32 protein-coding genes and 1 tRNA gene are annotated in these 22,934 nt (G+C 40.6%); 9 read left to right on the top strand and 24 right to left on the bottom strand.

Going from position 1 to position 22,934, the window contains the following annotated elements; genetic code table 11:
• Positions 1 to 303 precede the first annotated feature (303 nt).
• Genes IAE20_RS02855 through IAE20_RS02845 form a run of 3 tightly spaced genes read left to right on the top strand, consistent with a single transcriptional unit; the run spans position 304 to position 2,483 of the window.
• Entirely contained in the window at positions 304 to 765 is a 462-nt protein-coding gene (locus IAE20_RS02855) for a YfiR family protein (RefSeq protein WP_413784479.1), read from the top strand.
• Between the two features lie 6 nt (positions 766 to 771).
• Positions 772 to 1,989: a diguanylate cyclase domain-containing protein gene (locus tag IAE20_RS02850; RefSeq protein ID WP_200459355.1), complete on the top strand. Its 1,218-nt coding sequence runs from the start codon at positions 772 to 774 to the stop codon at positions 1,987 to 1,989.
• Positions 1,990 to 2,003: 14 nt separating this feature from the next.
• Positions 2,004 to 2,483, top strand: a complete 480-nt coding sequence (locus IAE20_RS02845) for an OmpA family protein (RefSeq protein ID WP_200459354.1) — start codon at positions 2,004 to 2,006, stop codon at positions 2,481 to 2,483.
• Between the two features lie 121 nt (positions 2,484 to 2,604).
• On the opposite strand, the gene IAE20_RS02840 is transcribed toward IAE20_RS02845, so the two are convergent.
• The 12 genes from IAE20_RS02840 to IAE20_RS02785 all read right to left on the bottom strand — a co-directional run bounded on the left by IAE20_RS02840 (position 2,605) and on the right by IAE20_RS02785 (position 10,045).
• Positions 2,605 to 2,681, bottom strand: a tRNA-Pro gene (locus IAE20_RS02840).
• 233 nt (positions 2,682 to 2,914) lie between these two features.
• Positions 2,915 to 4,066 (bottom strand): tyrosine-type recombinase/integrase, encoded by a 1,152-nt coding sequence (locus tag IAE20_RS02835; protein ID WP_200481438.1) that lies wholly within the window; start codon positions 4,064 to 4,066, stop codon positions 2,915 to 2,917.
• Positions 4,067 to 4,155: 89 nt separating this feature from the next.
• Positions 4,156 to 4,869 (bottom strand): 3'-5' exonuclease, encoded by a 714-nt coding sequence (locus IAE20_RS02830; protein WP_200481439.1) that lies wholly within the window; start codon positions 4,867 to 4,869, stop codon positions 4,156 to 4,158.
• 13 nt (positions 4,870 to 4,882) lie between these two features.
• A complete protein-coding gene (gene ssb / locus IAE20_RS02825; RefSeq protein WP_200481440.1) occupies positions 4,883 to 5,236 on the bottom strand; it encodes a single-stranded DNA-binding protein in 354 nt (117 codons plus the stop codon).
• Positions 5,233 to 5,421: a hypothetical protein gene (locus IAE20_RS02820; RefSeq protein WP_227610808.1), complete on the bottom strand. Its 189-nt coding sequence runs from the start codon at positions 5,419 to 5,421 to the stop codon at positions 5,233 to 5,235. Before IAE20_RS02820 ends, ssb begins: the two co-directional genes overlap by 4 nt.
• The gene (locus IAE20_RS02815) at positions 5,421 to 5,714 is read right to left on the bottom strand and encodes a hypothetical protein (RefSeq protein WP_200481441.1); all 294 of its coding nucleotides are present in this window, start codon (positions 5,712 to 5,714) and stop codon (positions 5,421 to 5,423) included. The genes IAE20_RS02820 and IAE20_RS02815 overlap by 1 nt, the downstream gene beginning before the upstream one ends.
• A 64-nt stretch (positions 5,715 to 5,778) precedes the next feature.
• Positions 5,779 to 6,027: a hypothetical protein gene (locus tag IAE20_RS02810; protein ID WP_200481442.1), complete on the bottom strand. Its 249-nt coding sequence runs from the start codon at positions 6,025 to 6,027 to the stop codon at positions 5,779 to 5,781.
• 10 nt (positions 6,028 to 6,037) lie between these two features.
• Positions 6,038 to 6,655, bottom strand: coding sequence for a hypothetical protein (locus tag IAE20_RS02805; protein WP_200481443.1), 618 nt, complete (start codon positions 6,653 to 6,655; stop codon positions 6,038 to 6,040).
• A gap of 17 nt (positions 6,656 to 6,672) precedes the next feature.
• Complete coding sequence (locus IAE20_RS02800; protein WP_200481444.1) at positions 6,673 to 9,405, bottom strand: toprim domain-containing protein; 2,733 nt, start codon at positions 9,403 to 9,405, stop codon at positions 6,673 to 6,675.
• Between the two features lie 9 nt (positions 9,406 to 9,414).
• The gene (locus tag IAE20_RS02795; RefSeq protein WP_200481445.1) at positions 9,415 to 9,585 is read right to left on the bottom strand and encodes a hypothetical protein; all 171 of its coding nucleotides are present in this window, start codon (positions 9,583 to 9,585) and stop codon (positions 9,415 to 9,417) included.
• Between the two features lie 16 nt (positions 9,586 to 9,601).
• Positions 9,602 to 9,841, bottom strand: coding sequence for a hypothetical protein (locus IAE20_RS02790; protein WP_200481446.1), 240 nt, complete (start codon positions 9,839 to 9,841; stop codon positions 9,602 to 9,604).
• A 3-nt stretch (positions 9,842 to 9,844) separates the two neighbouring features.
• Complete coding sequence (locus IAE20_RS02785) at positions 9,845 to 10,045, bottom strand: hypothetical protein (RefSeq protein WP_200481447.1); 201 nt, start codon at positions 10,043 to 10,045, stop codon at positions 9,845 to 9,847.
• Between the two features lie 83 nt (positions 10,046 to 10,128).
• On the opposite strand from IAE20_RS02785, the gene IAE20_RS02780 reads away from it, so the two are divergent.
• Complete coding sequence (locus IAE20_RS02780) at positions 10,129 to 10,470, top strand: hypothetical protein (protein ID WP_200481448.1); 342 nt, start codon at positions 10,129 to 10,131, stop codon at positions 10,468 to 10,470.
• A gap of 4 nt (positions 10,471 to 10,474) precedes the next feature.
• Here the strand turns inward: IAE20_RS02780 and IAE20_RS02775 are convergent, their stop codons facing one another.
• The gene (locus IAE20_RS02775) at positions 10,475 to 11,053 is read right to left on the bottom strand and encodes a hypothetical protein (RefSeq protein WP_200481449.1); all 579 of its coding nucleotides are present in this window, start codon (positions 11,051 to 11,053) and stop codon (positions 10,475 to 10,477) included.
• Positions 11,050 to 11,376 (bottom strand): hypothetical protein, encoded by a 327-nt coding sequence (locus IAE20_RS02770; RefSeq protein WP_200481450.1) that lies wholly within the window; start codon positions 11,374 to 11,376, stop codon positions 11,050 to 11,052. The genes IAE20_RS02775 and IAE20_RS02770 overlap by 4 nt, the downstream gene beginning before the upstream one ends.
• A gap of 366 nt (positions 11,377 to 11,742) precedes the next feature.
• Here IAE20_RS02770 and IAE20_RS02765 point away from each other — a divergent pair, with 366 nt between their 5' ends.
• Genes IAE20_RS02765 through IAE20_RS02755 form a run of 3 tightly spaced genes read left to right on the top strand, consistent with a single transcriptional unit; the run spans position 11,743 to position 13,438 of the window.
• The gene (locus IAE20_RS02765; protein WP_200481451.1) at positions 11,743 to 12,219 is read left to right on the top strand and encodes a hypothetical protein; all 477 of its coding nucleotides are present in this window, start codon (positions 11,743 to 11,745) and stop codon (positions 12,217 to 12,219) included.
• Positions 12,219 to 12,434: an excalibur calcium-binding domain-containing protein gene (locus IAE20_RS02760; protein ID WP_200481452.1), complete on the top strand. Its 216-nt coding sequence runs from the start codon at positions 12,219 to 12,221 to the stop codon at positions 12,432 to 12,434. The genes IAE20_RS02765 and IAE20_RS02760 overlap by 1 nt, the downstream gene beginning before the upstream one ends.
• Complete coding sequence (locus IAE20_RS02755) at positions 12,431 to 13,438, top strand: hypothetical protein (RefSeq protein ID WP_200481453.1); 1,008 nt, start codon at positions 12,431 to 12,433, stop codon at positions 13,436 to 13,438. Before IAE20_RS02760 ends, IAE20_RS02755 begins: the two co-directional genes overlap by 4 nt.
• 42 nt (positions 13,439 to 13,480) lie before the next feature.
• On the opposite strand, the gene IAE20_RS02750 is transcribed toward IAE20_RS02755, so the two are convergent.
• Genes IAE20_RS02750 through IAE20_RS02740 form a run of 3 tightly spaced genes read right to left on the bottom strand, consistent with a single transcriptional unit; the run spans position 13,481 to position 14,500 of the window.
• Positions 13,481 to 13,849: a hypothetical protein gene (locus IAE20_RS02750; protein WP_200481454.1), complete on the bottom strand. Its 369-nt coding sequence runs from the start codon at positions 13,847 to 13,849 to the stop codon at positions 13,481 to 13,483.
• Positions 13,850 to 13,882: 33 nt separating this feature from the next.
• On the bottom strand, positions 13,883 to 14,161 hold the full coding sequence (locus IAE20_RS02745; protein WP_200481455.1) for a hypothetical protein: 279 nt from the start codon (positions 14,159 to 14,161) through the stop codon (positions 13,883 to 13,885).
• Between the two features lie 48 nt (positions 14,162 to 14,209).
• Positions 14,210 to 14,500, bottom strand: coding sequence for an ogr/Delta-like zinc finger family protein (locus tag IAE20_RS02740; protein ID WP_200481456.1), 291 nt, complete (start codon positions 14,498 to 14,500; stop codon positions 14,210 to 14,212).
• A gap of 117 nt (positions 14,501 to 14,617) precedes the next feature.
• On the opposite strand from IAE20_RS02740, the gene IAE20_RS16905 reads away from it, so the two are divergent.
• A complete protein-coding gene (locus IAE20_RS16905) occupies positions 14,618 to 14,809 on the top strand; it encodes a Com family DNA-binding transcriptional regulator (protein ID WP_200481457.1) in 192 nt (63 codons plus the stop codon).
• Entirely contained in the window at positions 14,778 to 15,569 is a 792-nt protein-coding gene (locus tag IAE20_RS02730) for a DNA adenine methylase (RefSeq protein WP_200481458.1), read from the top strand. Before IAE20_RS16905 ends, IAE20_RS02730 begins: the two co-directional genes overlap by 32 nt.
• On the opposite strand, the gene IAE20_RS02725 is transcribed toward IAE20_RS02730, so the two are convergent.
• The 7 genes from IAE20_RS02725 to IAE20_RS02695 form a co-directional block, all read right to left on the bottom strand.
• Entirely contained in the window at positions 15,566 to 16,789 is a 1,224-nt protein-coding gene (locus tag IAE20_RS02725; protein WP_200481459.1) for a contractile injection system protein, VgrG/Pvc8 family, read from the bottom strand. The two genes, IAE20_RS02730 and IAE20_RS02725, sit on opposite strands and share 4 nt — an antisense overlap.
• A gap of 2 nt (positions 16,790 to 16,791) precedes the next feature.
• Positions 16,792 to 17,211 carry a phage tail protein gene (locus IAE20_RS02720; protein ID WP_200481460.1) on the bottom strand — a complete coding sequence of 140 codons (420 nt, stop codon included), beginning with the start codon at positions 17,209 to 17,211 and terminating at the stop codon, positions 16,792 to 16,794.
• Positions 17,212 to 17,222: 11 nt separating this feature from the next.
• Entirely contained in the window at positions 17,223 to 20,681 is a 3,459-nt protein-coding gene (locus tag IAE20_RS02715) for a phage tail tape measure protein (protein ID WP_200481461.1), read from the bottom strand.
• Positions 20,678 to 20,788, bottom strand: a complete 111-nt coding sequence (locus IAE20_RS02710) for a GpE family phage tail protein (protein WP_320159816.1) — start codon at positions 20,786 to 20,788, stop codon at positions 20,678 to 20,680. The genes IAE20_RS02715 and IAE20_RS02710 overlap by 4 nt, the downstream gene beginning before the upstream one ends.
• Positions 20,789 to 20,805: 17 nt before the next feature.
• Positions 20,806 to 21,171 (bottom strand): phage tail assembly protein, encoded by a 366-nt coding sequence (locus IAE20_RS02705; RefSeq protein ID WP_200481462.1) that lies wholly within the window; start codon positions 21,169 to 21,171, stop codon positions 20,806 to 20,808.
• 65 nt (positions 21,172 to 21,236) lie between these two features.
• Positions 21,237 to 21,752, bottom strand: a complete 516-nt coding sequence (locus tag IAE20_RS02700) for a phage major tail tube protein (RefSeq protein WP_200481463.1) — start codon at positions 21,750 to 21,752, stop codon at positions 21,237 to 21,239.
• An 11-nt stretch (positions 21,753 to 21,763) separates the two neighbouring features.
• Positions 21,764 to 22,933 (bottom strand): phage tail sheath protein, encoded by a 1,170-nt coding sequence (locus IAE20_RS02695; RefSeq protein ID WP_200481464.1) that lies wholly within the window; start codon positions 22,931 to 22,933, stop codon positions 21,764 to 21,766.
• Position 22,934 lies beyond the last annotated feature (1 nt).

Raw genomic sequence — 22,934 nt, 5'->3', positions numbered from 1 at the left:
AAGTTTTTATCAACATCACCGCCGATGAGTGCGCATTCTACAGCATTCCCCCATCCATGCAACCCCTTTTTAAAGGTTTTTAAATACATCGATTAAATTTTGTACCATTTCCAAACGTTTGGTTATTTTACAAACAAAATGATTGTATTTCGAAATTAAAAGCTTGGAGCGAATTTGAATTGAATAAATTTAGAACTTTTTTTAGGCAGCTAATTTAAGTAGAATTATATTACGGTTCGCATATTTATAAGTTTTATTGAAATGTTTGGCAATATCAAAAGAAGTCTGGCTGTTGCTATTGTCATTTTAGTGACGTGTGAAACTGTGTCTGCCGTTTCTGTACATAATGCTTATAGTCTGACGTTAGCTATTTTAAGTTATAGTAAATGGCCAAATAATATTACGCCAACGTTATGTGTCATCGATAATCCTACCGCAACAACAGCTTTTCAGAATCAGGTTAAGCAATCTGCCTATGAGTATCATATACAGGGTTTAACCGCGGGCAATTTTCCCAAATCTCAATGTCAAGCAGTTTACTTTTCCAATCTTACTCCTCAACAACAACAAAATTTAGTGAATGCTTATCCTCAAAAGAATTTATTGTCTTTTAGTAATAATAATCCAGATTGTGAGATTGGAAGTATTTTTTGTTTATACACGCAACGTGGATTAACCACTTTTAAAGTTAATCTGGATGCTTTAAGTCATTCTCAGGTTCATATCGATCCTAGAGTATTACTTTTAGCTCGCAATGCGGAGTAAGAGTATATGATTTCAAGTCTATATGAATCGAAATCTTTACATTCTTTATTCCGAAAATCTCAAGCGACGATTTTTGCAATTACTTTCTTTATTTGTACATTTACATTTGTGCTGATTTCTATTTTTACGATAGAGACTTATGCTAAACAAAATTTAAATATTTTGAGTTTAACGGTTAGTGAACGTATTCAACCCGCACTTGTTTTTAAAGATCAGGTGACTTTACAGCAGATTCTAAATGAATATACAGAGCAACACTCTATTCGAACGATTCTTATTTATGATAAGTCCAATCACGAATTAGCTTCTAGCTCCAAACCCCCGCTATATTCTAGTCAGTTACAAGGCTTATTGGATCATATTTTTTTAAAAGATCCAATTAAATTAACTATTTACCATCATAATAACAAAATTGGTGAGTTGGTTCTTTTTGGAAGCTCAGAGAAGATTATCCAATTTATTATCACCATTTTGATTGGATTAGCGATTGCCATGATTTTTATTGTGATGGCTTTGTGGTGGTCAACTAATTTGACTTATCGCTATATCATGCAGTCTATGCGTCCATTGACTCAAATTGCACAAGTAGTAAGCGACCAAAAAGCATATAACTTACGGTTCCCACACAATGATATCAAAGAATTTCAGGAGTTGAATGATGTGTTCAATCAACTGCTTGAGGAAATTCAAAAATGGCATACTCATCTACAAAATGAAAACCATCAACTGTCATTTAAAGCGCATCACGACCATTTAACTCAGCTTCCAAATCGAAGTTATTTTTATCAGGAATTAGTCAGTTTATTTGAGGATAGTCACAAACGACAAAGTTCTGCGCTGATGTTTATTGATAATAATAATTTTAAACAAATTAATGACCAATTTGGACATCTCGCAGGTGATGCTGTTCTTAAAGAAATGGCACGACGCTTAAAATCAAAACTTAGACATCAGGACTTTATTGCACGTTTGGGTGGTGATGAATTTGCCGTCATACTGCAGTCAATCCATCAAGTTGAAAACTTAATTACGATTGCCGAAAATTTAATTTCTAGTAGCAAACAACCAATTATTTTTGAAGGGCAGTCTATTGAATTCAGTTTTAGTTTGGGAATCGCATTTTCACGATTTGCCTCTACTCCAGAAGATTTGATCATGCAGGCCGATCAATCGATGTATAAAGCGAAACACTTAACTCACCACTGGTTTATTTACAAACCCTAATTTTGGAATTCCACATGCTTAGTCACTCCCTGAAAATTTCATTCTTGGCAATCATTTGTATTGCTCTTTCCGGTTGCTTAAGTTTTGGCCCATTAAAATATAAACAAGTGCGTATGCTGAAAAAAGAAGGTTTTGTTTTAACAGATGAAGGCTGGACTTTGGGTTTACCAGAACGTTTGTTATTTGATTTTGATAAAACAGATATCAAACCTGTACATGAACAGGAAATTTCACGTTTAAGTAATCAATTGCAAAAATATGATTTAGAAAAAGTGAAGATCGTTGGACATACCGATAATATCGGCGCAGCACAGTACAATTTAAAACTATCACAAGAGCGCGCTCAAAGTGTAGCCAATATTTTTCTAGCACACGGCTTTAAATCGCAAAATATACAAATTATTGGTCGGGGTGCTGAACAACCATTAGTACCTAATATCAATGAAGAAAATCGTGCTACCAATCGTCGTGTTGCTGTAATTATTATTCCTTAAATTTAAAGCATTTGAACCTCTATCAAATTAAATGATGGAGGTACGGTCAAATTAAAAAAATACAGGCATAAAAAAACCGCATTTAAGCGGATTCTTTCAACCTACCTTTAATTCTTAAAGATGGTCGGAGCAGTAGGATTCGAACCTACGACCCCCTGGTCCCAAACCAGGTGCACTACCAGGCTGTGCTATGCTCCGAATTGGGGTGAATGATGGGGCTCGAACCTATTAATAAGCTGCTTATATAACATTTATTTTCAGTAACTTACTAAAATATGAATCTTTTAAAATGGGATTTGGGGAATAGAGGCTAAGGCTTAATCATTATTTTGGAGTAACAAAGCAATTTATAAAAAAAAGTGCCCTACTATCAGGCACTTTTTTAATTTTTCTCTTGTAATTTTTATGCAATATTAAAGGAAGAAAAATTACTAGGATGCTATGTACAGGTTTATTCGACCAGCATAATCAGGTAAATCCTCTGCAATAAGTTTGCCGTAATGACGATAAATCATGGACGTATCACTATGGCCAAGCTGTTCAGCGATCCATTCTGGAGGAACTTGTCCAGATGATAAAAGCTGACTTGCGAATGTATGTCTCCCCTGATTTGGGCCACGATAACGAATTTTGGCTTTGGACAAATGTTTTCTCCACAAATAACGCAATGTGTAATACTCAAAATGTGTTGATAATTCAGTGTTTATCCACACAAATCGTAAACGTTCCTGTTTGTAGGTCACGTTATCCCGCTGCAAAATTGATATAGTTTGTCCGCGACAATTGGCCGTATATTTATATTGTCGTCGTAGTGCCTCCAGTGCAGGCTGAAGTAATTTAATGCGTCTATTCCTACGCCTGTTTTTTGTTACCCGATAAACGCCCCGGACATATGATCTGCGGATCTGGATCATTCCAGTATTTAGGTCTATATCTTCCCATGCAATTGGGAGCTGCTCTGAAATAGAAAAACCAGTCCATATCAGACATGGTAGAAAGTTAGTTAAATCAGGATGCGAATCGGTCGATAGAATTGCATTAATTTCAGACTTAGAAAATGGATCTGGTTCACATGGATCCATCTGGTGGATATTAATATCTCTCATTGGATCAAATGCAATTTTATGTTCGTTTCTCCAGATGCTGTGGATCTGGGATAGACGCGTCACAATTTCCCGAACTGTTTTAGGTGCAAGATCTCGTTTAAGGCCATTTGCCCATTTTTTGACATCGTTGGTATTAATTTCGGAAGGGGGTAATTTTCCCCATTTAGGCCGGACATGGCATTTTACTTGGCTTTTATAAGCATCAAAGGTGCTGGGGGCAATTTCAGATTCGATCTGATCTAACCAACGATTAATGTAATAACTCATGGTATTGGTCTTAATATTTCTAGAATCAGGAAAGTGTTTGGCCAAGTCAAATTTTCCCAGTTTTAACTCTAACTTAATGAGTTCGACGAGTTGCTTGGCTCTGACAATATTTTCGTCGGTCAGTTCATAGTCGAGAGGTTCTTTTATCAGTTCACCGTCTCTGATCCAGATACGCATGCTTTTTTTTCGGATTTCGAGTCCTGCTGACATGGGTTACCTACATTTTTTGGTGCGTTTAAAGAATTTTGGACATAAAAAACACCTTTAGCGAGGTGCGCTAAAGGTGTTCTGATTGAGGTTTAACGAGGACGAATACGGTCTGTCAGTTCGTTATTTAAGGCCGTTAATAGGTATTTATCGGTTTCATTCTCAAGCAATTGTTTTATTTGCTTGGTTTCTAAATCGAAAATTCGCCTACCCCTCCATTTTCCCCAAAAAATATGTGTAGGAACTCTGGCCAACTCTGAAAACTGATATAGCTCCTCTATAGAGTTAATGTTTTGATGCTGAATAATTGCTTGAAGAACGTTAAAAGTGATATCACAGTCTTGAGCTGCACAATGTGCAAACCGCAATTCATGTGCTGTCATGGATCTATTTTTACTTACATATAATGCGACAACTGGCAATTTATGTGATTCAAGCTCTGGCCAGAGATACCGGGACATCGCTAAGGTGCAGATCCGTTTGATATGTTTAGTATTACATCCCGCCCTTGCAATGGCATCAATGTCATAATCGATATTATGGCCAATCAGATATTCAGGAATTAGATCCTCTGGAAAATTAAATTCTTTAAAAGAAGGAGATTTTTCGAGATCTTCATCTGCTATTAAATGTATCGCCATTGCTGAAATATCAATCTGCTCACTCGGTTTATAGCGTTGATTAAAACGATATTCATGCATTTTTAACAGGAATCTATTTTGTAGAAATTCAACGCCCTGATAAGCCACTTCAATAATATCGCCATGCAATTTATGGGTTTCAACATCAAAAATTAGAGCCGTCATTTTATTTTTCTCCTCATACTGCGTTGGCGTGTGGAACATAATCCAGAGCGTTAAATGTATGGACTCTGACCTCAGTTATGAATCGTTCCTGACGATTTTGATCAGTCCATGTTCTCGTGTGTAATGACCCTTCGACATAGACTTTTGAGCCCTTTTTAAGATATTGGCATGCAATTTCACCCAGACGTGCATAGGCTACAATACGATGCCACTCAGTATTTTCATGCCATTCTCCCGTTTGTTTATCTTGCCAGCGTTCGCTAGTGGCTATAGAAAACTGAGCATAACCTCCGCCATTAGGAAAATGTTTAGCTATCGGATTTGCTCCAAGAGTTCCCACCAAAATCACTTTATTGATTCCTCTCATGACGCCAGCACTCCCTGTTTTTTCAAAATTTTAATTTTTGTGTGAACCCCCATCCGTTCACGCTGTAAAACATCCGCAATTTGATGAACTGGATAATTATCTTGGAGCATGGAAAGAAGTACTTTTTCTTCACAAGGCCACCAACCACCGCGGGTTATGGCAAATTTTTTCTGTTTATACATCATCAAATCTCCAGAACAGCATTACTTGGCATATTCAAAATGTAATGAACCTGACGTTCTGCCCATTTTTTCCGGTATATCTTTTCAATATCCGAAATGGGTTTAATCACAGGGTTAAATTTTCTTTTTGTGTGGCTATAATTACATCGACTCGAATAATCACTTCTTTGTTGAAAATTTGGATGGTTTAAGTGTGGGGTAAGCACTGCATTGGATAAATGGTTGTAGCGCTGATATACATACGGATGTAGATGAATTTCCGCTGGTAAACTTTCTAAGTTAGAATCGTTTTGCATAATTGCTCTCCGGTAATTGTGTGACACATGCAGAAGTGGCCGCTTTTGCATGTGTGCTTTGCCATTAAAGTTGCTGAAATAAATGTCGATAATGGATCTGGTTCTTTATATCCAATCCCAATTTTTCAAAAAGTCGGCTTTTATTTTCATGGTCAAGTTGATCCAATGCCCAAGCAAAGGTTTCAAACTTATTCTCCATTTGTGCCAGACGATGAATTTTTGAAGTCACGTAACCTGCATCATTCGGGAATTTCTCACGGAGTACTTCAATAATTTTTTGACCAATATGGTCAAGTTGGTTTTCAGGTACCATGGTTTTTTCCTCAGAATTTGATTGCATTTATTTCGATGCTTGCATCTGGAAATGCCTCTTTTAGAGAGTTTTTAAGACCTTCTAAAACTTGTTTCTCCATGCCCCGTTTTTTCTGTTTTTCCTGACGGCACTCTTCTTCAAATTGTTGCTGAATATTTTGTTTAATCTCCTCATTAAGGGATGGGAGATTGAGTGATTTATAAACGTCAGTTTGATATGCCCATTGATGAATAATCACGGAACGTAATTTTCCACTCTGATGTACCCATTCATTTTTATCTGCGTCATAAAGTACAGGTGAGAAAATATCACCTTCAAAATCCACAACGACTAAAGGCTTTCCAGCTTCAGGAAGACTCGATTTTTCTTTAAACAAGCTAGCTTCAGTCGAATCGTGCTCTATTACTTCCGAGATAGAGAAAGTGAATTGAATAGCGGTACTTTCATTCAGGACTTTTTTGATAAATTGAGTAAAATAATCATCAATTGAATGCATGAATAACAAGGCAAGATGCAGCTCAGGACGGGTTGTCTCAAAACTGCGTTTCTTTATTTTGTCTGAAACGTGGTTGACATTGATTGACCATGATTTTGAGCCAATGGTTTCTTTCATTTCGATTTTAAACATGACTATGCTCCTATGTATTAGTCATTTGAGGGATGGGTGGACGGAACTTCAAACAACCAGCAACGGACAGATTGTCCTTGTAACTTGCTGGCCACCATTTTGTTTGAGTCGATAAATTTGTAATGCATGCTCAGACGCAGCGCGTCCTGAAGTTCACGCATATCTGGTAAGTTGAAGCGTAGATCCGCAGCGACTTTGTAGAGATGGGCAAAATTGATTGCGATGTATTTGTGACGTTTGCTGTGATGATTGAGAACGGTGTCTTCCGTCAGAGACTTGGTTGCTTCAATCTGTTCAAAGGTATCCCAGAAGTTCTGAACGATTGTGCTGTCTTGTTGAAGTGACTTATCGCGCTTAATGGCCATTTCTGAAAGTTCTTCAATCACTTTACGCTGGGTCATCTCATCGATCTGGATAATGTGTTTTGTCAGGGCTTTGAAAAGCGCCATAAATTGAGAATGGTTATGTATGACCCGGGCACTTTCGATGGTGTATGAGCTATGCAGCATTTCGTCATATTCCTCCTGAAGCTCTGCATAACTTTCTAAAATCTGCTGTTCTTTTTCCAGACAGTTCAGAATGAAATAGCTGACGTCTTGGATTTTGTACTTCTGCAAGCGTTTACTGGCAGCAAGGGATTGGGAGGTAAGATGATATTTTTCAAATTTAATGTGGACAAACCGCCCTTTAATAGCTTCGGATCCATTGACTTCAGCATTTTGGCTGACGATCAATGACCCCATAAAAGGTGGTTCATAGGTCTCATTTCCGTTGGTTTTTACCCCCCGTGCACCGAGTGAGCCTCCATCATATAAAGTCTTGAGCATGTCCCAATTAAATTGTCTGGAATAAGGTTGGTTCTCTCCAGAGCGATCCGATTCAATCAATAGCACCGGTAAGTTTGCAACTTGACGAAATGTCCTGATTAAACCGGACTCAGAGGTTTTATTTGGATCAAGTCCCTCATAGTCGCCATTGTTGTCTTCACGCCCCAATAGCTTCCACATGAAGTTCAACATGGTGGATTTACCCGTACCCGGTGCACCCACGACTTCTAGAAATGGAAAGGACTTATGTATTTTGCGAATTTGCTGGACAAATAGACTGCCAAAAAATGCAGTTAAAGTGACAAGACCACGAACATCATAGGCCTGTACCAGATCATTGACCCACCCCTTGTTATATTCAGCGAGTTCCTTATTGATTTTTAAAGCAAATGGGACGTTTGCCTTGAGGTTGACCTGACGTGGAAGAGCAAAGTAGTCATCGTTATTGATGGGATACGTCTTGCCGTTTTGTACAGCCAGATCCCCTAACACATAGGTTTTGAGTTCACTGTGATAACCGACATAGTTGATCAATTGTACTCGGCGAATATTTTCAATAGTGTTTCGTAATACCCGATCCAGTTGCGCCCCATTGCCGGTATAAATGACACCCGGGGCAACGGCTAACAGGCGTTTTTTAAATTCTGATGCTGCGGAGAGCTGACCACCGGTAAAGGTATTTTTTACAGGATGGGCATTTTTGGGGAAATCGATACGAAAATAATATTTGGCATCGTCAATTTCTTCGGTGTACTGGTAGTAAAGGGCAGTCGGTTTGCAATTGGCGATTTCAGTCACGGAATAGCAACTACGGATGGCCTGTTCTTTCAGTTCCTCCGTGATTTCGTCTTTTTCTTTTTGGGCCCAGTCTTCACTGTCGTTGTCGTCTTCTTCAAGACCAAACTCGCGGATTTTCTGGTTATAAACGTCCATGTCGATTTTGAACCAATATAGACGGTTATTAAAGTCAAACGGGAAGCTGCTATTTTTTGGGCTGCGTTTGAACATGAGAATAGCTTTATCAGCCGGACGTTCTGCTATGAGTAAATCACCGTAGTATCGGTAATTTTTCAGATCAGTTTCAGTGAGTCGTTCCTGCTTATATAAGTCATTCCAGTCGGTTTTGTTCCAACCGGATGGAGGCTGTGCTGCAGCACATTCCCATCCCTCTTTTCTGGCACGTTCGATATTTTTTTCGATACCTTCGCGTCCGGCTTGGTCCGCATCAAATGCCCAGATGAGTGTTGGCCGTGGTTTATCTTGCTGTTTGCATTGTTCGGCAATGGAGTTAAGCAAAATCAATGGGTAGTTGTTACAGGTCAGTGCTGTAAAAGTCGTGACACCCGAGAGCCATAAAGCAATAGAGTCAAAAACCCCTTCCGTAATCCAGATTTCTTTTGCATTGATCAGGTCGGTTTGTGGAGGAACCCAGCCATGCCCTTGCATTTTAAAATTTTTGGGATTGGGGGTTTTAGGCATCTTGCCTTTGTCATCGAGACAACGCTCCCAATAACCGATATTGTTAGAATCATCTGTAATTGGAAAACGAATGGTGACTGAGCCCAGCCCTGACTGGAAATGCTTATAATATTCCTGAGTATATTGACCGCGTAATTTGTCGATCGGAAAACCACGCCCCTCTACCAGATAAGCATCTACTGTGGCTGTCGGATTTTTCTCGGTGGGTTGAAAACGCTTTTCCCAATTCTCAAAGAGATCGGGGTAGAGATCACGTAAATAAACCACGTGGGCGCATTTGCTGCGACGATTGCACTGCAATGTCCATGGAGCTTCAGCATAGGCATATAGCTCCTTATGTTTACAGTTTGGGCAAATGCCTTGAGTCAGATATTCTCCCCGTTTTTTAAAGTGGAATTCATTTTCAAGTCTGCGGACAGCTTCTCTCTGTGTCTCTGGATACATCTTTAGCTCTTAGGATTTTTTAGGTTGTGCTACATGTTCTGCAATTTGTTGCAGTTGGTTCTGAATGCCTTGCTGGATTACAAAGCGAATGGCGTCATCGATAGTTGCCAATCCAAATAATTGGCGAATCTCTTCAAACACCTGTTCTTCCTGCTCTGTAAGTTGCATGTTATGTCGCATATTCAGTTCCTCCCCTTTAGCCCCGCTGGAGGTGCTCTGGTGCGCCTGTATTGGTAATGCGATCTAAGATAGATTGGTCAGTATCCATAATGAGACGAATCGCATGACGTAAGGCAAATTCACGAATAATGACGGCAATGGGTGTACCTGTGATCCGAGACATGGCATCAAACAACATGGTTTCGGAATCATTCAGGTTGACATTGCGTCGGTTATCTCGGGGCTGCTTATTTTGGTAATGCACATATTGATACATGGATTAGTGCTCCTCTTGATTTTCAAGAGATAGGCCTGCCTCGTAACGGTTCATTGCCAGTAGGCCTTTGCTCAATCCGCGCTGATCTGCTGTTTGCTCTAGCTCATTTTTTTGTTCGTCTGTGAGATAGATGGTGAACGGTTTTCTTTCGGCCGTAATCCGTTTCTGTCTTTGTCTTGGATATGGTGTTGTTTGTGTGTTCATGATGTATCCTAAGGTTCTAATAATGTGCTAAAAACAAAGATAACACATTGTTTGTACCGATTTAAACATTAAAGGTTCAATATATGTCCGTTGACGTCGTAACAAAAGAGATGACCGAGCGTTTCCAAAAAGAAGTACGCCGATGCAATTTTCCTGCTAAGCGGTTGTCACGTGAAATCGGAGCTCACGAAAATACTGTTGGTAACTATCTCCGTGATCATGTCCCTTACCAATGGGTTTATTTACAGCAAATGCATAAAAAAGGGATGGATATCCATTACATTTTACTTGGTGCAGACCCTGATCATCAGGGTCTGACGCTTGAGGAATCCGTGATGCTTAAGGCTTATCGACAGTTACCCGAACATGCTCAACGCAGTTTGATGTCACTGATCGAAGGTTATGCATCCGATCTACAAGCCTAAATGGTCAATCATCCAAAATGCCCGAGTCTGGTTCGAGAAGCCTGTGTGCGTCGCACAGCTTCTCTTCAATTAATAAAAGCACGTTTGCCAAGTCGTTTGCATTTAGGATGATTTCAGGATCCTGATGTCTCGCTTCCAGTGAGCTTCTTAAAATACGAACCATACCTAACACCTGATCAAATGACTCTACTGCTTTATCTCGTGAATTATTCATCGTTTTAAAGTTCCAACTATTCATTACATTCAATTGAAATTGCCAAACGACGGTAGGCTCATTGTTCCAGAGTGGGCTATTTACTTTGGTTTCCCCCCGGAAAACTGGATAAATTAAACTGCCCAATGCTTTCCCTAAATCGACCATGTCGATTGGCTGCAATGATGTTAAGTTAGCCAAGTCATTGATTTGCTCAGGATTGATACTTAAGAAGCCAAATTGTTCTGGAGTGTGATTAAAATCCAGTTCTTTCTGGCAAGCTGCATCCAGTATGGTCATGAAATAGCCCAGAATAGGCGTGTCAACCTGTTTGCTTGTCACCAACCGTGATGTCAAAGGAACATAGGGATAAATGCTGTTGTTGTTCATAGCTGCCATACTCCTGCCAATAAATAGACTGAAGTGAGAAGCAAGAAAATCAGAAATGCAACAATGGCGGGGTGTAAATAGAGGGTAATTCCATCGACTGGTTGTGGATCATAAATTGCGATCGAAGGAATCTGACCAGCAAAGTCCGGCGACTGGAGACGCTGTAGGCAAAGCTGATACATGCGCTCCTGAACGGAATAGTCCAGGACCTGTTTTAAGACTGCTGCGGGATGTACTGGCCCAACGAAGGCGGGAAAAATATGGATATGATGGTTATGAGGTTGAGGCAGGCGTGTGACTACGCCATGAGTTTGATGAGTCATGATCTTTACTCTGAGTAAGTTTTTACAACCCACCGCCATTACTTTCCTAGGGTAATGGTGGTAGACCGAACAAGGCTAGGAAAACCGTACTCAGAGAACGGCCAGCGCGAGGCTGCCCTGTCCGATCTACCATAAAGTATAGTCGATCAGACTTTTTAGGCAAAAAAATAGTCGCTTAAGCGACGGTATTTTATGCGCTCTGAGTAAATTTTACAGGTTTCCTAGGCCTGCCACCGATTTTGCGGTGTAACACATTTAACAATGTGTTTTTTCAATATAATAAAGATAACAAGGGCTTGTCAACACATTGTTAAAAAATAATATCGTGTTAATATATGTAAATAGTATAAATAACGTATTGTATTCATGAATATTTTAAACTATCTAAAATTATTTCTATTTTGCGCTTTTTGTCTTTTTACATCATCTTTACTCCATGCCCAAGACGCTGCCCAAGTTATTTTTAGCATGAATATTAAAGGCATCGATTTCGTGTACCCATTTGATGAAAGTAATGACCCCAATGATCAATTGGGTCGTCCTAATCAATATATCGATAAAGTTTCTTGGCCTGATCCTCGAATTGATCCTAAATTTGAAAGTGATGGATATTACGATCCTGACACTAATCCGACAGAATTCAAGGGTGGGACACTTGAGAAATTTAAAAATATTTCCGATTTAAATAGACGATATAACTATATAAAAAGAATAACCTTACAAATGCCTGTTTATAATCAATATATGTACAAAAGAGGGTTGTATTTACTACGTTTAGATAAAGAATTTACGCCTACACAAGCTAAAGAATATGAACAAAAATTTTATAAGGTTGTTAAATAATGAAAAATTTAATTCTTGCTTTATTGATTGGCCTTTGCCTTCCATCAATAGCATTTGCAAAATATTGTAAAGACTTTAAAACGCATGCTGAAGCTCAGGCGTATTTTAATGCAAAGAAACCGGGTTATAAGCGGTTGGATCGGGATGGGGACGGCAGTGCGTGTGACTGTCTTCCGGGTGGGACTGGTAAGAAGTGTCCGAAGAATAAGAAATGAAAATAATCAATTGCTTAGTCGATAAAATTTTATCTAAAACACCTGAAGCCAAGAAAAAGAAAATAGATAAAAGTTTACTTGAGTTTTTTGGGATCTTAGCTGCACTAACCATTATTTTTTTAATTTGGGTTTATTATCCGACATTTGTAAGTTGGATGGATAAGCCCTCTTTGAGTGTGAAAATCCCACTCAAACCCTCCGAAATGGTTGATGAAGTCATTAATTCAAATGATTTTCAAAAGGTGGGGGAGCGATTTGGAACATATGGTGATAGTTATGGTTCATTGAATACCTTATTCAGTGGATTTGCTTTTGCCATTTTGATTATTTCATTATTTATGCAAAGACAGGAACTTAAAGAACAGCGTAAAGAGCTCGAAGCTCAACGCAATGAAATAAAAGAAAGTAATTCGATCGCTGAAGCCCAGAGAAAAATTACAGCACAACAAGCCACATTAATTGAACAACAAATTAATGATTCAAAAATCCAATCTTTTTATGATTTATTATTTAGATATATTGATGAAAAAAACCAAAAGATTAAATTTTTACTCCAAGAAAATCAACTTGGACATAGAGGGCTTAAATTTTTTTTAAGTGAAATCATATATGGGCTAAGAAGCTATTACTTAGTAGTTGAAACCTTTCTAAGCGTTGAAGACGAAAGTTTAGATCTTACATTTTATGAAATTTTAGCTTCAGCACATCGCAAGACTGATTATCTAGTGCTAGAAATGGAATATGTGGAGTTTATAAATTTTATTTTAAGATTTATCGAGATGCATGAAGATTTAGGTGTTTTGGATCATGCTATTAAAACATTTATATCCTATCAAACCATTGATGAAATGCATTGTATGGCCTATCTCGCATTTGATGATGAAGAATTATCGAATTACATCAAAAAGTATGCACTTTTAAGAAAAGTGAATACTTTTGAAGATGATGAATTATTTCTAGCATTTATTGAACGGCTTTATGGTTCAGACTCATATAGTCCATAAAAGCCATTCGACATTCGGGATTGTTTTTTTGGTCAATCACATTTAATCCCAACTTGAACTAGATGAGGATCCACTGTCATAACTGCTACTATCATTTGATCCAGAACTCCAGCTAGATGAGTCACAACTTTGGTCAGAGTTATGACTATGGTTAGAGTGATGGGAAGGTGTTTGATAATAACGATTTTGCCAACATTCATCTTTTTTGGGCTCAGAGATATCCTGAATCGCCTTGGTCGAGTAGTACTGTAAGTTTGGATCGATATCATCTTGCCGATATTTGGGAGGATCTGACAATAATGCAGTTTTCCTCACCGGTAGATGATCATGCGTAGATTTTTTCTTATGGCAATCACATTTTGGTTGTTTTGAGAAAAACCAGCGTTTACCGCAGATGTTGCATTTCGCCATTTTATTTATCCCTTTAAATATTAAAAAAAGTCCTTAAAACAGGACTTTTACTGTGTTGTAAGCTGATTTGAGTTGGTCAATGAAAGTTGAAACTTTTTCTAGCAGTTCGTCCCAGTTATCCCCCATTGCCAGGACTACGTCTCTGGCATAGGCCAGTACCCATAATTTTTTGTCAGCCCCCGATTGCCCTGAGTTGGCTTTTTCTGCTGCATCCATTGCGTTTGCAACAACGGTATAAATGGCATGAACGGTTTGCATGGCTTGGATAATACCGATCGCAACGGTTGAAATTTTGGTTTGTGAATTAGACATGTGGTCCTCCGTAGAGTGTTAATAAAACGATGGTCAATAAAATTGGCATTAACTGTCTTCAAGTTCAGGAAATAGGTCGAGATTGTCTGCGACGGGGTCAATGTCCTTGATATATTTGTCTGGTCTGCGTTTAAGCTTTTTGAGTGAAATATTTGGATTCTTTTGTGAACTTGGTGAAATCTGATGCGTAATTTCAATAATTCCAGCTCCAGTAAAACCACAAAGGATATTGGTGCACTGAAGCCAGATAGATCTCAATAATATGTGTTGTTGTCTGCTGCTTCTTATTGTCAGTTTTGCATTGCAGTGTGGACAATATAATTGATGTTTTCCCCGCATATCTCTCTCAAAAGTACAATATTTGTGTCTTTTTTTATTATACGGTTAAATATTTGTACATCTAAGTAAATTTGAATACTATTGCCAAGATTTTTTCTCTTTGTAATCAAAATCCTTATGCATACGATCCGTTGTCGCTGCTGTTATAAGCTGCTTGCCAAGGTTGGGCATTTTGATTCACTGGAAATCAAATGTTCGCGCTGTAAATCCATTAATATCCTGAGCACCGAGAGTGCCTTACCTGAGTGCCTAGAGCGCCCTAAAACAGGTAAGAATCATGTCTGTACAATACAATCCAAAAGGTCATAGTTTTAGTGGGTGGTTAGGGGGTAAATCTCAACTGGCCAGAACTATTATTGATCTCATGCCGGTTCATCAAACTTATGTGGAAGTGTTTGGGGGCGCAGGTTGGGTACTTTTCAAAAAAACTCCGTCAACCGTTGAAGTGATTAATGATGTCAATGATGACCTCATTAATTTATACCGCGTACTGAAGTTTCATTTTGATGCGTTTGTTGCTGAGTTCGATTTACTGTTGTTTTCACGCAGTCTATTTAATGACATGAAAAAAAATGATCGTGGACTCACTGATATTCAACGGGCTGCCAAATTTTATTATTTGCTCCGGGCTGCGTTTAGCTGCCAGTTAGAAGGTGCATTTAGTTATACAAAATCTCGTAAAGGTGGGCTAAAGCTCGGTCATGAGTTACGTCAGCATCTGATTTCTGTTCATGAACGTCTACAGCACGTGACGATTGAGAATGCAGGCTATGACTACGTGATTAAACGCATGGATGCTCCTGAGACGTTATTCTATCTGGATCCACCGTATTGGGGGTGTGAAAAGGATTATGGTAAGGAAATATTTGGCAAGGATGATTTCTTTGCACTGAAGAAGCAACTGGATGGGATGCAAGGTAAATTTATTTTAAGTTTGAATGATGTTCCTGAAGTACGCGAATTATTCCAGGACTATGTCATACACAGCAAAAAAATCCGCTGGACTGTTAATAACAGCGCAGCGGATAAAAATCATAACGGAAATGAACTGATTATCTGTAACTTTTAACTATTAGAGTTTTCATCCTGAAGCCGTTTGAATTCGCGTTCTGCGGCTTTAGTTGCGGTTATCTTGGTTTTATAAAGATAGGTAAGGCGTTTTGGATTAGATTGGTCTCCTTGTGTCACTTTATTCGGTGACTTGGGACTACCATAATATGCGATTATGCCAGTGTAATCGCCCCTCTCATTTTCAATCAATTGGCTAATATCATCAGCATCCGGCAGCATGACTTCCAGTGTCACATCCGTGGTAAATCCTCCAGATCCATCCAGCCGATGGGTGACTTGTGTACCTAACCAAACAATGTCATCAATGGGAGATTTTAGCCCGGTAAATTTAAAGGTCATTTCCGGAATAAGCTCTGGACGACCGCGAGAAAATGAATAGCTGAAACTGGTGGCCTTGCGTTTGATGTGATTATATTCGGACTGGGCTTTATGCAGTGCTGTTTCCCTGTCACGAAACGGATGTCGAATTTCCCGGACATTCAGGCTGCTATTGCCGATAGTGACCTGCTGTTTCAAAGGAAGTTTTAAGTCGTAGTAGTAACAGGTGACTCCAGAAATATCGTCCCCCTCTGAGGTATCACTAAATCTATGTCGATCACCCTGTTGCCGGGTGATTTCGATTTCGGGCAGGCTCTGGCCCGTGACCGTTTCAGCCTTGCCTTTGGCCAGAAATAATAATGTGCCATTTTTAACGGTTGCAATCGCATCATGTTCGTCTGCAATCCGGGTCATGAGGTTGGCATCGGATTCATTCTGTTCTATAAAGGCGAGTTTTATGCTGGCCAATTTATCCTGGATAATTGCATCCAATCCGTTTCGTGCTGCGATGCTACTGATGATTTCACCAATAGTTTTGTCATGAAAGCTGTCTTCACGTTTTCGCTTCAAACTGGCTTTTAGATCTGCACTGGTGGCCCGTAAACTTAAAACATCGGGTGTACCTGAATGTTCGCGCTCCTTGATGAAGTACTTCCCTTTGTATAGCAGCCCAGTCGAACTCCAGCCGATCCAGACTTCAATTTCTGCACCTTTGGGGGGAATATCTAATAGTCCATCGTGATCGGACAAGTTCATCAACACCGAGTCGGCTTCAATGCCCCGATTGTCAGCAATGGTCATGCTAATGAGACGTGAGTTGATTTTTGCAGTGATGTCTTGACCATTCACCACCACTTTATAAATGGCATGTGCATTTGCCGTTGTTATGTCATCCAGCATCGCTATCCCATCACTGTACTGATCACGTTATTAACCAATGTTCCTGCTTTCATTTTTTGTTTCAAGGTCAGCTTGAATTCAATTTTTCGGGCTGCACCATTCTTAAAAAAATAGGTCTGGGTTTCTTCCAGATCCTCCAGAAAGTACAAGCCGAATATTTTCCCAGTACCACTGATCAGGGGATAGGCTTTGCCGGTGTCACCCATGACCCGCAATGCGGTCAAGCTGAGTGGCGTTCCCATAAATTCGGGAAGAATGCTGCCATCAAGGGTGATGACATCATCCCCTCTTCCGACAAACTGATAGTCTGGCATGTCCCCGACCCGGGAGCTTGAAGCATGGCGCCACGAGGTATTACGTTGTAACTTTTGATAGGTGGCTGTAGGCAATGAAAAGACAAATACGCCAAAAATCATCATCATGGTTTGAATTCCTATTGGTTATCCCAGAATTGATCACGGACACGGTGCTCTTTTTCTCGTTGATATGTCTCTAATACTCGTCGAACTTCAGAGGCGATGTCTTGAGAGGATTGCCCCGGTTGCGCTGTGACATAGATTGAAACGGTGTCCCCTTCTACAGTGAGTTGCTGGGATTTTGCTGCTGGTGAGACCGTTGCTGCAGTATCTGCACGAAGTGGCTTGTTCATCATCGGTGGTAAAGCCACTGGCGTATTAAAAGTAGGAACAGCCCATGCCGGCTGATCAAATTCAGGCTGTACATCGAATAGCATTTTCATGCGTTCTGGAAATTTATCCGCGATGTTATCTAATCCATTCCACAACGTGTTCCATTGACTTTTGATCTGATCAAAGAACTTCAGGATCGGTGCTTTTTCCAAGACTGGCTTGGTTAGTGCCACCACTTTCTGGAAAATCGTCTGTTGTTCAGGAGGAACAATCGCACCAGGAGAAGTTGTTGAAGGAGGCACACTAAAAGTATCAACAATACGCTGATACGTGTTTTGGAGTGAACCCTGTTGCTGGCCTATCCCCACTTCAAGCCCCGCGACAATAAAACGGCCAATACCACGCATGACACGCGATGGACTATGAATGTCCATTTTTTTTCGCATGAAATCGGGCATGTAACTATTAATCTGAGTCCAAATCGATTTTAGGCCACTAAACCCGGATTTTATGCCGTTAATTAGCCCATCAATAATATTCTGGCCAATGCCTAGCATTTTGTCTTTTAATGAACCTAAATAGCCAAATATGGTCTGCCAACCCGTAATGATCTTTTGCAAGATCGGATTCGTTTGAATACTCGCAACCAGATTATTCCATGCAGTAGACACAGCCGTTTTAATTGATATCCATGCAGTCGAAGTCGTCAGGGTAATTGAAGTCCATAGACCATTTAACCAATTTTGTGCTGTTGCCCCCCATGTCTGTAATGTCGCGAGTACCCGATTAATTGCTTGTCCAATGGATGTTTCAATATTTAGCCATGCACTATCTACCGCATTTATTACCCCAATCCAGATGCTACTGGACCATGCACGAATAGACACCCCCCAATTGGACAAGGTATTCCAGATCGTTGAAATCCATCCTCCAACGGTGGCTGAGATACCACTCCATAGGCTTTGGAAAAAGGCTGAGATCGTAGTCCAATGGGCAATGATCAACCGTGGAATACCAATGATTGGAATTAAAAAATGGAGGATAGGGTTATCTGCAAAAATGGTATCTACAGTCCGAATAATCGATTTTAGATTGTTCCATCCATTATTAAATGCTTGTTTCAAGCCCTCCCAAATACCACCGAACCAGCCAGTCAACCCATTCCCCCAGCCAGATAAAGTAGCTGAGATATTGGTAATCCAACCAGTGATAGTATTGGTTATGCTACCCCATGCGGATGAGGTAACCGTGGTCACTTTAGCCCATAAATTAGTAAAAAAGTTAGAGAGAGCTCCCCAGTTCTGATAAATCAGATACGCAACTGTGGCTATGGCTGCTACGGCCAATAAAATTGGGTTGGTCAGGAACAAACGCCCAACCCATAGAAATGCCTTTCCGATTCCTATAAAACCTTTTTGTAAAAGCCCCAAGGGGCTCGTTAATAGTTTAAATGCAAAACCCAGCGAACTCCCCTGTGCACCGACTGTGGCCATCATCAGTCGAAGACTTAACATACTGAGAATAAGGGGTGAAAACACCACCAAAGCACCACCGATGGCCATAAGCGATGTAGCAAGCACCAATAAACCCGCGCCTAGCATTTTGGCCAGTGCTGGGTTCTGTTGCATCCATGTGTTAAAGCCTTTCAGTGCATTGGTTGCTATTTCAATGGCACGGGTATAGATCGGTAAAATAGTCTGGCCAAAGGTCAGATAAGCATCATGAAGTTTGGCTTTGGCCTCTATTTCTTTACCTGTGGTGGTATTTACTGCTTTTGAATTAAGCTGATCAATATTGTCAGCCCCGGCATTGAGTTTGGCATTCTTATGGATTTGCTCACGTTGGTCGTACATGGTCGTGAACAGGTTGGAGGCATTACGGTTGGTAAAAATACTGCCAATGGCATCATGGATCTGTCCACGTTCGGTAATTCCCTTTGCTGCCAAAGCAGGTAGTAGAATCTGTTCCATCCATGCAAACTGGTCTTTCTTAAATAATTCTGCGCCTTTGAGCGCACCCGGATTTAAAAAGGAAACTTGCCCAGCCTTGTCATGTTGCACTTTACTTTGGTCTGCAATTAGTCCTAATTCATCCATATTTTGTGCAGCACGTTTGGTGGTTCTGCCTTGATAAATATTCTGATAAGCTGACATGGCAGATGTACCAAAACGATGACCACCAAGCTCCTGAACAATCGGTTCCATCTTGTAATAGAATGCTTCATTAGTGAGGCCCTTAACTGCTACACCACCTGTTTTAATCGCATTGAGCCATTCACCTGCCTGTACACGTCCACCTGTTGCTGTGATCACTTGCTGGATAATATTGGCCTGTTCTTTAAATGCACCTTCATTTTTTAAGCCATTTCGCAGTTCAATGACTTTAAGCATATCCATGAATTTTTTTTCATTTTCCCCACCTTGCTCTCCCCCGTACATGGCTTCGTTGGCAAATTTCATTTTGGCCAGCATAGGTGCAGCAAATTTGGCATGGTGCACGTCTGCAAATGCAGTGACACCATCCCGCATGAGTGCCAAGTTGTCTAAGGTTGAGGTACCAAAAGTTTTCATTGCTTTGGCGTAATCCGTCGCCTCTTTTGTGGCTTCAGCACCCAAACCTAATGAGGCAATCCGGTTTTGCTCAATATCCACATGCTTACTTTCGTCAATCGGTTTACGCAACTGATAAAGAGCAGCTGCTCCAGTTGCGGTCATACCTGCGCCATATATGGCAGCGGTACGGGCATTCCCAGAGATTTTAGAGTGAGACTGCTGAAGTCGGTTTAAGTTTTCCAGTTTTCTTTTCTGGTTGTCGATAGAAGCATTAGCCGTTGTGATTTTTCTGGATAATTCAATTTGATGGCCTGCCAGATTTCCTGTCGAAACTCCTGTTTGTTGGAGTTCACCACGCAGAGCTTGTAACTTCATCTGATTTTGACTATGGGCATCTTTAAGTTTTTTGGCTTCTTTAGTAGCTTTATCAAAATCTCGAGTTAATTTTTCTGAAGGATTGGTCGACATCTCATGACGTAAGGATTTGATACGATCCTGAACATCTTTTAAGGCCTTGGCACTGTCTTCAGTGGCTTTTTTTTGTCTAATAAAACCATCAACTTGTTTTTGTTGATCGTTAAGTCGTTTCACCTCATCCCGGACACCTTTCAATGCTTTGGCAGCAGCAGAGCTGTTGCCTGAAAGCATTTTAAGTGCGGGGCTAAGTTTATCCTGTGAACCGAAGATGACTTCGAGTTTAAGCTGTTTCATTCGGCATCATTTCCGCTTCTTTCAATGGCTTTTTGATGCCATTGCATGAGTTCTGATAGGGTCATATTCAAATAGGTTTGCGGTGGCCAATGAAATACCACCGCTATATTAGCGATGGCATCATCTACTGTTCTTGTAAGATTGCTGCACGTACTGAGCTCGGTTGCAAAAAAAGCATCAGTACCGCACCGATCTGAGCGATATCAGAAGGTTCTAATTGAATAATTTGCGCACGGGTTAATGTAGGGTTAGTGACACGTGGGATGACTTTACAAATGGCATCGACATCGCCCTGCAGTAATTCTGCGATTTTGATGCCCTGTAAGGCAGGGACGTTTGGCTTACGGATTTCGAGTTGAGTAATTTCGATTGAACCCATTTTAATGGGTTGATCCAGATCAATGCTTTCAACATCTGGATTAATCATTTTTTGATTTTCCGCTTGTTGGGTTTCAAGTTCAGTGGCTTGAGTTTGGTCTAGAGTTTTCATGCAAATGTCCTAAAAGAAAGTAAAAAGACTCCGGCTGGATTCAACCGGAGTTAAGGAAAAAATGATTAATGACCGATGGCTTTCATGTGCTCGGCATTACGGTCGACCCCTTTAACGATAAACTTGCCAGCTGGGATATCGATTTCAACGTAAACCACACCATTGATACTGAGCTTGTAATAGCTCCAGATGGTTTTAATCGTCGTTTCTGTATCTTCACCCTGCTTCTGGTTTCCGAAATCGATCTCTTCATGTCGTCCACGTACCACAATTTCGTAAGCATCAATTTCGGCTGTATCTTCACGCTGATATGACCCGGCAAAACGTAACAAATGTGCACCCACGGTGGCCGCGCCGAATTGCTCAAGAATCAGGGGATCGACACCACCCAGCTTCCACTCGAAATTTGTCACGTCATCACCAAAGCCTAGATCGACTTTAACGTTGCCATCCATACCACCGCCCCGCCAGTTTTCGAGCTTGCGAGCCAATTTAGGAATGGTCACCTCACCGGTCTGGCCGAAATAACTGATCCCTTCATTGAAAAGATCCATGAATTTGAGTTTTTTAGGTAAAGCCATGTGCTATTTCCTTATGAAGTAATGCGTGAAGCAAAGTCAGCCAGATAGCTGTCAGTAATGTGCTGACGCAGACTCAAATCTTCTAGCGGTGGAACTGGGGTGTAATCGTAAGAAATACGCATCTGCCCCGCTTTGAGGATGTCAGTGGTATTTAGTGCTGGGTCAAACCATGTTTGCCCCCCAATGAGATAGCCATTTGTGGTCATGTCATTTAATTTGGCATTGATCCCTTCGATAATGTCACGTGCTAAAGAAGGATGAAGAGGTTTGTCGACTGCCCACATATGTGCTTCAGCCATCGTATCCATGAGCACTTGTGCAGTGCGGGTATAGTTTTCAAATGCAAATAGTGGATCATCTGAACAAGTACGTGAGCCCCAAAAACGGAAGCCATCACGCTGAATCAATGTTGTGACATCATTTTCATTGAGGTAATTGGCATCTGTGGCGGATGACTGTAAGTCCCAGAATACGTCTTTGCTGATCCCCGTCACACCATTGACTGCGACATTGGATAGAGTTTTATGCCAGCCGGTTTCCTGATCAATCTTGGCTCGTAAGCCCAAAGCGCGAGCTGTAGCATCCAATGTTGTAGTTTTACTCAGTGCAGTATCCCAGCCCAAAAATTCTGGCCATATCAACATGAGTTCACGTGCACCAAAAGTTTCACGGTAAGCGATAACATCTTCTTTAGTTTCACAGTCCCATGCCGAAACGTAACTAAAACCTCGTAATTGCTGGGCAATTGAAACCAACTCTGCCGAAACAGCGGCATTGTCTAACCCAGGTACTCCTAGAATTCGTGGTTTTACGCCAAATTTTGCTGGAGCTGTGAGGAGAGCCTTCAACCCGGTATATTTACTACCCACAGTTCCACCAATAACCGCGGTGGTTTGTGCAGCTTCATCTTCTAAACTTTCAACCCGTACGACAACGACGACTGCATTTGTTTGGTCAACAATTGCTTGTAATGAACGGGCAAGTGTTCCTTGAGTACCAGCTTTGCCAATCGATGTCTGTATGTCAGTGATCATCACAGCGGTATTGAGTGGGAACGTGATTGCATCGGCATCTGATGCAGTACAGACCATGCCGATAATGGCGGTGGAAACTGTACGAATGGGCCGGGTTCCGTTATTAATTTCGAAAACCCGTACCCCGTGGTGATATGAATCTGCCATA

Origin of the sequence: Acinetobacter sp. S54 (assembly GCF_016624945.1) — a bacterium.
Lineage (GTDB): Bacteria > Pseudomonadota > Gammaproteobacteria > Pseudomonadales > Moraxellaceae > Acinetobacter.
The sequence above is the reverse complement of the archived record's forward strand: the minus strand, read 5'-3'. Positions and strand labels throughout refer to the sequence as shown.

Bases quoted from the DNA above. Each gene is read 5' to 3' on its own strand.
- IAE20_RS02810 (WP_200481442.1), bottom strand. From the start codon at position 6,027: ATGGTACCTGAAAACCAACTTGACCATATTGGTCAAAAAATTATTGAA.
- IAE20_RS02770 (WP_200481450.1), bottom strand. From the start codon at position 11,376: ATGACTCATCAAACTCATGGCGTAGTCACACGCCTGCCTCAACCTCAT.
- IAE20_RS02715 (WP_200481461.1), bottom strand. From the start codon at position 20,681: ATGAAACAGCTTAAACTCGAAGTCATCTTCGGTTCACAGGATAAACTT.
- IAE20_RS02785 (WP_200481447.1), bottom strand. From the start codon at position 10,045: ATGAACACACAAACAACACCATATCCAAGACAAAGACAGAAACGGATT.
- IAE20_RS02765 (WP_200481451.1), top strand. From the start codon at position 11,743: ATGAATATTTTAAACTATCTAAAATTATTTCTATTTTGCGCTTTTTGT.
- IAE20_RS02830 (WP_200481439.1), bottom strand. From the start codon at position 4,869: ATGACGGCTCTAATTTTTGATGTTGAAACCCATAAATTGCATGGCGAT.
- IAE20_RS02700 (WP_200481463.1), bottom strand. From the start codon at position 21,752: ATGGCTTTACCTAAAAAACTCAAATTCATGGATCTTTTCAATGAAGGG.
- IAE20_RS02695 (WP_200481464.1), bottom strand. From the start codon at position 22,933: ATGGCAGATTCATATCACCACGGGGTACGGGTTTTCGAAATTAATAAC.
- IAE20_RS16905 (WP_200481457.1), top strand. From the start codon at position 14,618: ATGCATACGATCCGTTGTCGCTGCTGTTATAAGCTGCTTGCCAAGGTT.
- ssb (WP_200481440.1), bottom strand. From the start codon at position 5,236: ATGAGAGGAATCAATAAAGTGATTTTGGTGGGAACTCTTGGAGCAAAT.
- IAE20_RS02805 (WP_200481443.1), bottom strand. From the start codon at position 6,655: ATGTTTAAAATCGAAATGAAAGAAACCATTGGCTCAAAATCATGGTCA.
- IAE20_RS02740 (WP_200481456.1), bottom strand. From the start codon at position 14,500: ATGCGGGGAAAACATCAATTATATTGTCCACACTGCAATGCAAAACTG.
- IAE20_RS02750 (WP_200481454.1), bottom strand. From the start codon at position 13,849: ATGGCGAAATGCAACATCTGCGGTAAACGCTGGTTTTTCTCAAAACAA.
- IAE20_RS02795 (WP_200481445.1), bottom strand. From the start codon at position 9,585: ATGCGACATAACATGCAACTTACAGAGCAGGAAGAACAGGTGTTTGAA.
- IAE20_RS02850 (WP_200459355.1), top strand. From the start codon at position 772: ATGATTTCAAGTCTATATGAATCGAAATCTTTACATTCTTTATTCCGA.
- IAE20_RS02730 (WP_200481458.1), top strand. From the start codon at position 14,778: ATGTCTGTACAATACAATCCAAAAGGTCATAGTTTTAGTGGGTGGTTA.
- IAE20_RS02790 (WP_200481446.1), bottom strand. From the start codon at position 9,841: ATGTATCAATATGTGCATTACCAAAATAAGCAGCCCCGAGATAACCGA.
- IAE20_RS02760 (WP_200481452.1), top strand. From the start codon at position 12,219: ATGAAAAATTTAATTCTTGCTTTATTGATTGGCCTTTGCCTTCCATCA.
- IAE20_RS02755 (WP_200481453.1), top strand. From the start codon at position 12,431: ATGAAAATAATCAATTGCTTAGTCGATAAAATTTTATCTAAAACACCT.
- IAE20_RS02800 (WP_200481444.1), bottom strand. From the start codon at position 9,405: ATGTATCCAGAGACACAGAGAGAAGCTGTCCGCAGACTTGAAAATGAA.
- IAE20_RS02780 (WP_200481448.1), top strand. From the start codon at position 10,129: ATGTCCGTTGACGTCGTAACAAAAGAGATGACCGAGCGTTTCCAAAAA.
- IAE20_RS02705 (WP_200481462.1), bottom strand. From the start codon at position 21,171: ATGAAAACTCTAGACCAAACTCAAGCCACTGAACTTGAAACCCAACAA.
- IAE20_RS02835 (WP_200481438.1), bottom strand. From the start codon at position 4,066: ATGTCAGCAGGACTCGAAATCCGAAAAAAAAGCATGCGTATCTGGATC.
- IAE20_RS02745 (WP_200481455.1), bottom strand. From the start codon at position 14,161: ATGTCTAATTCACAAACCAAAATTTCAACCGTTGCGATCGGTATTATC.
- IAE20_RS02820 (WP_227610808.1), bottom strand. From the start codon at position 5,421: ATGATGTATAAACAGAAAAAATTTGCCATAACCCGCGGTGGTTGGTGG.
- IAE20_RS02845 (WP_200459354.1), top strand. From the start codon at position 2,004: ATGCTTAGTCACTCCCTGAAAATTTCATTCTTGGCAATCATTTGTATT.
- IAE20_RS02720 (WP_200481460.1), bottom strand. From the start codon at position 17,211: ATGATGATGATTTTTGGCGTATTTGTCTTTTCATTGCCTACAGCCACC.
- IAE20_RS02815 (WP_200481441.1), bottom strand. From the start codon at position 5,714: ATGCAAAACGATTCTAACTTAGAAAGTTTACCAGCGGAAATTCATCTA.
- IAE20_RS02725 (WP_200481459.1), bottom strand. From the start codon at position 16,789: ATGCTGGATGACATAACAACGGCAAATGCACATGCCATTTATAAAGTG.
- IAE20_RS02775 (WP_200481449.1), bottom strand. From the start codon at position 11,053: ATGAACAACAACAGCATTTATCCCTATGTTCCTTTGACATCACGGTTG.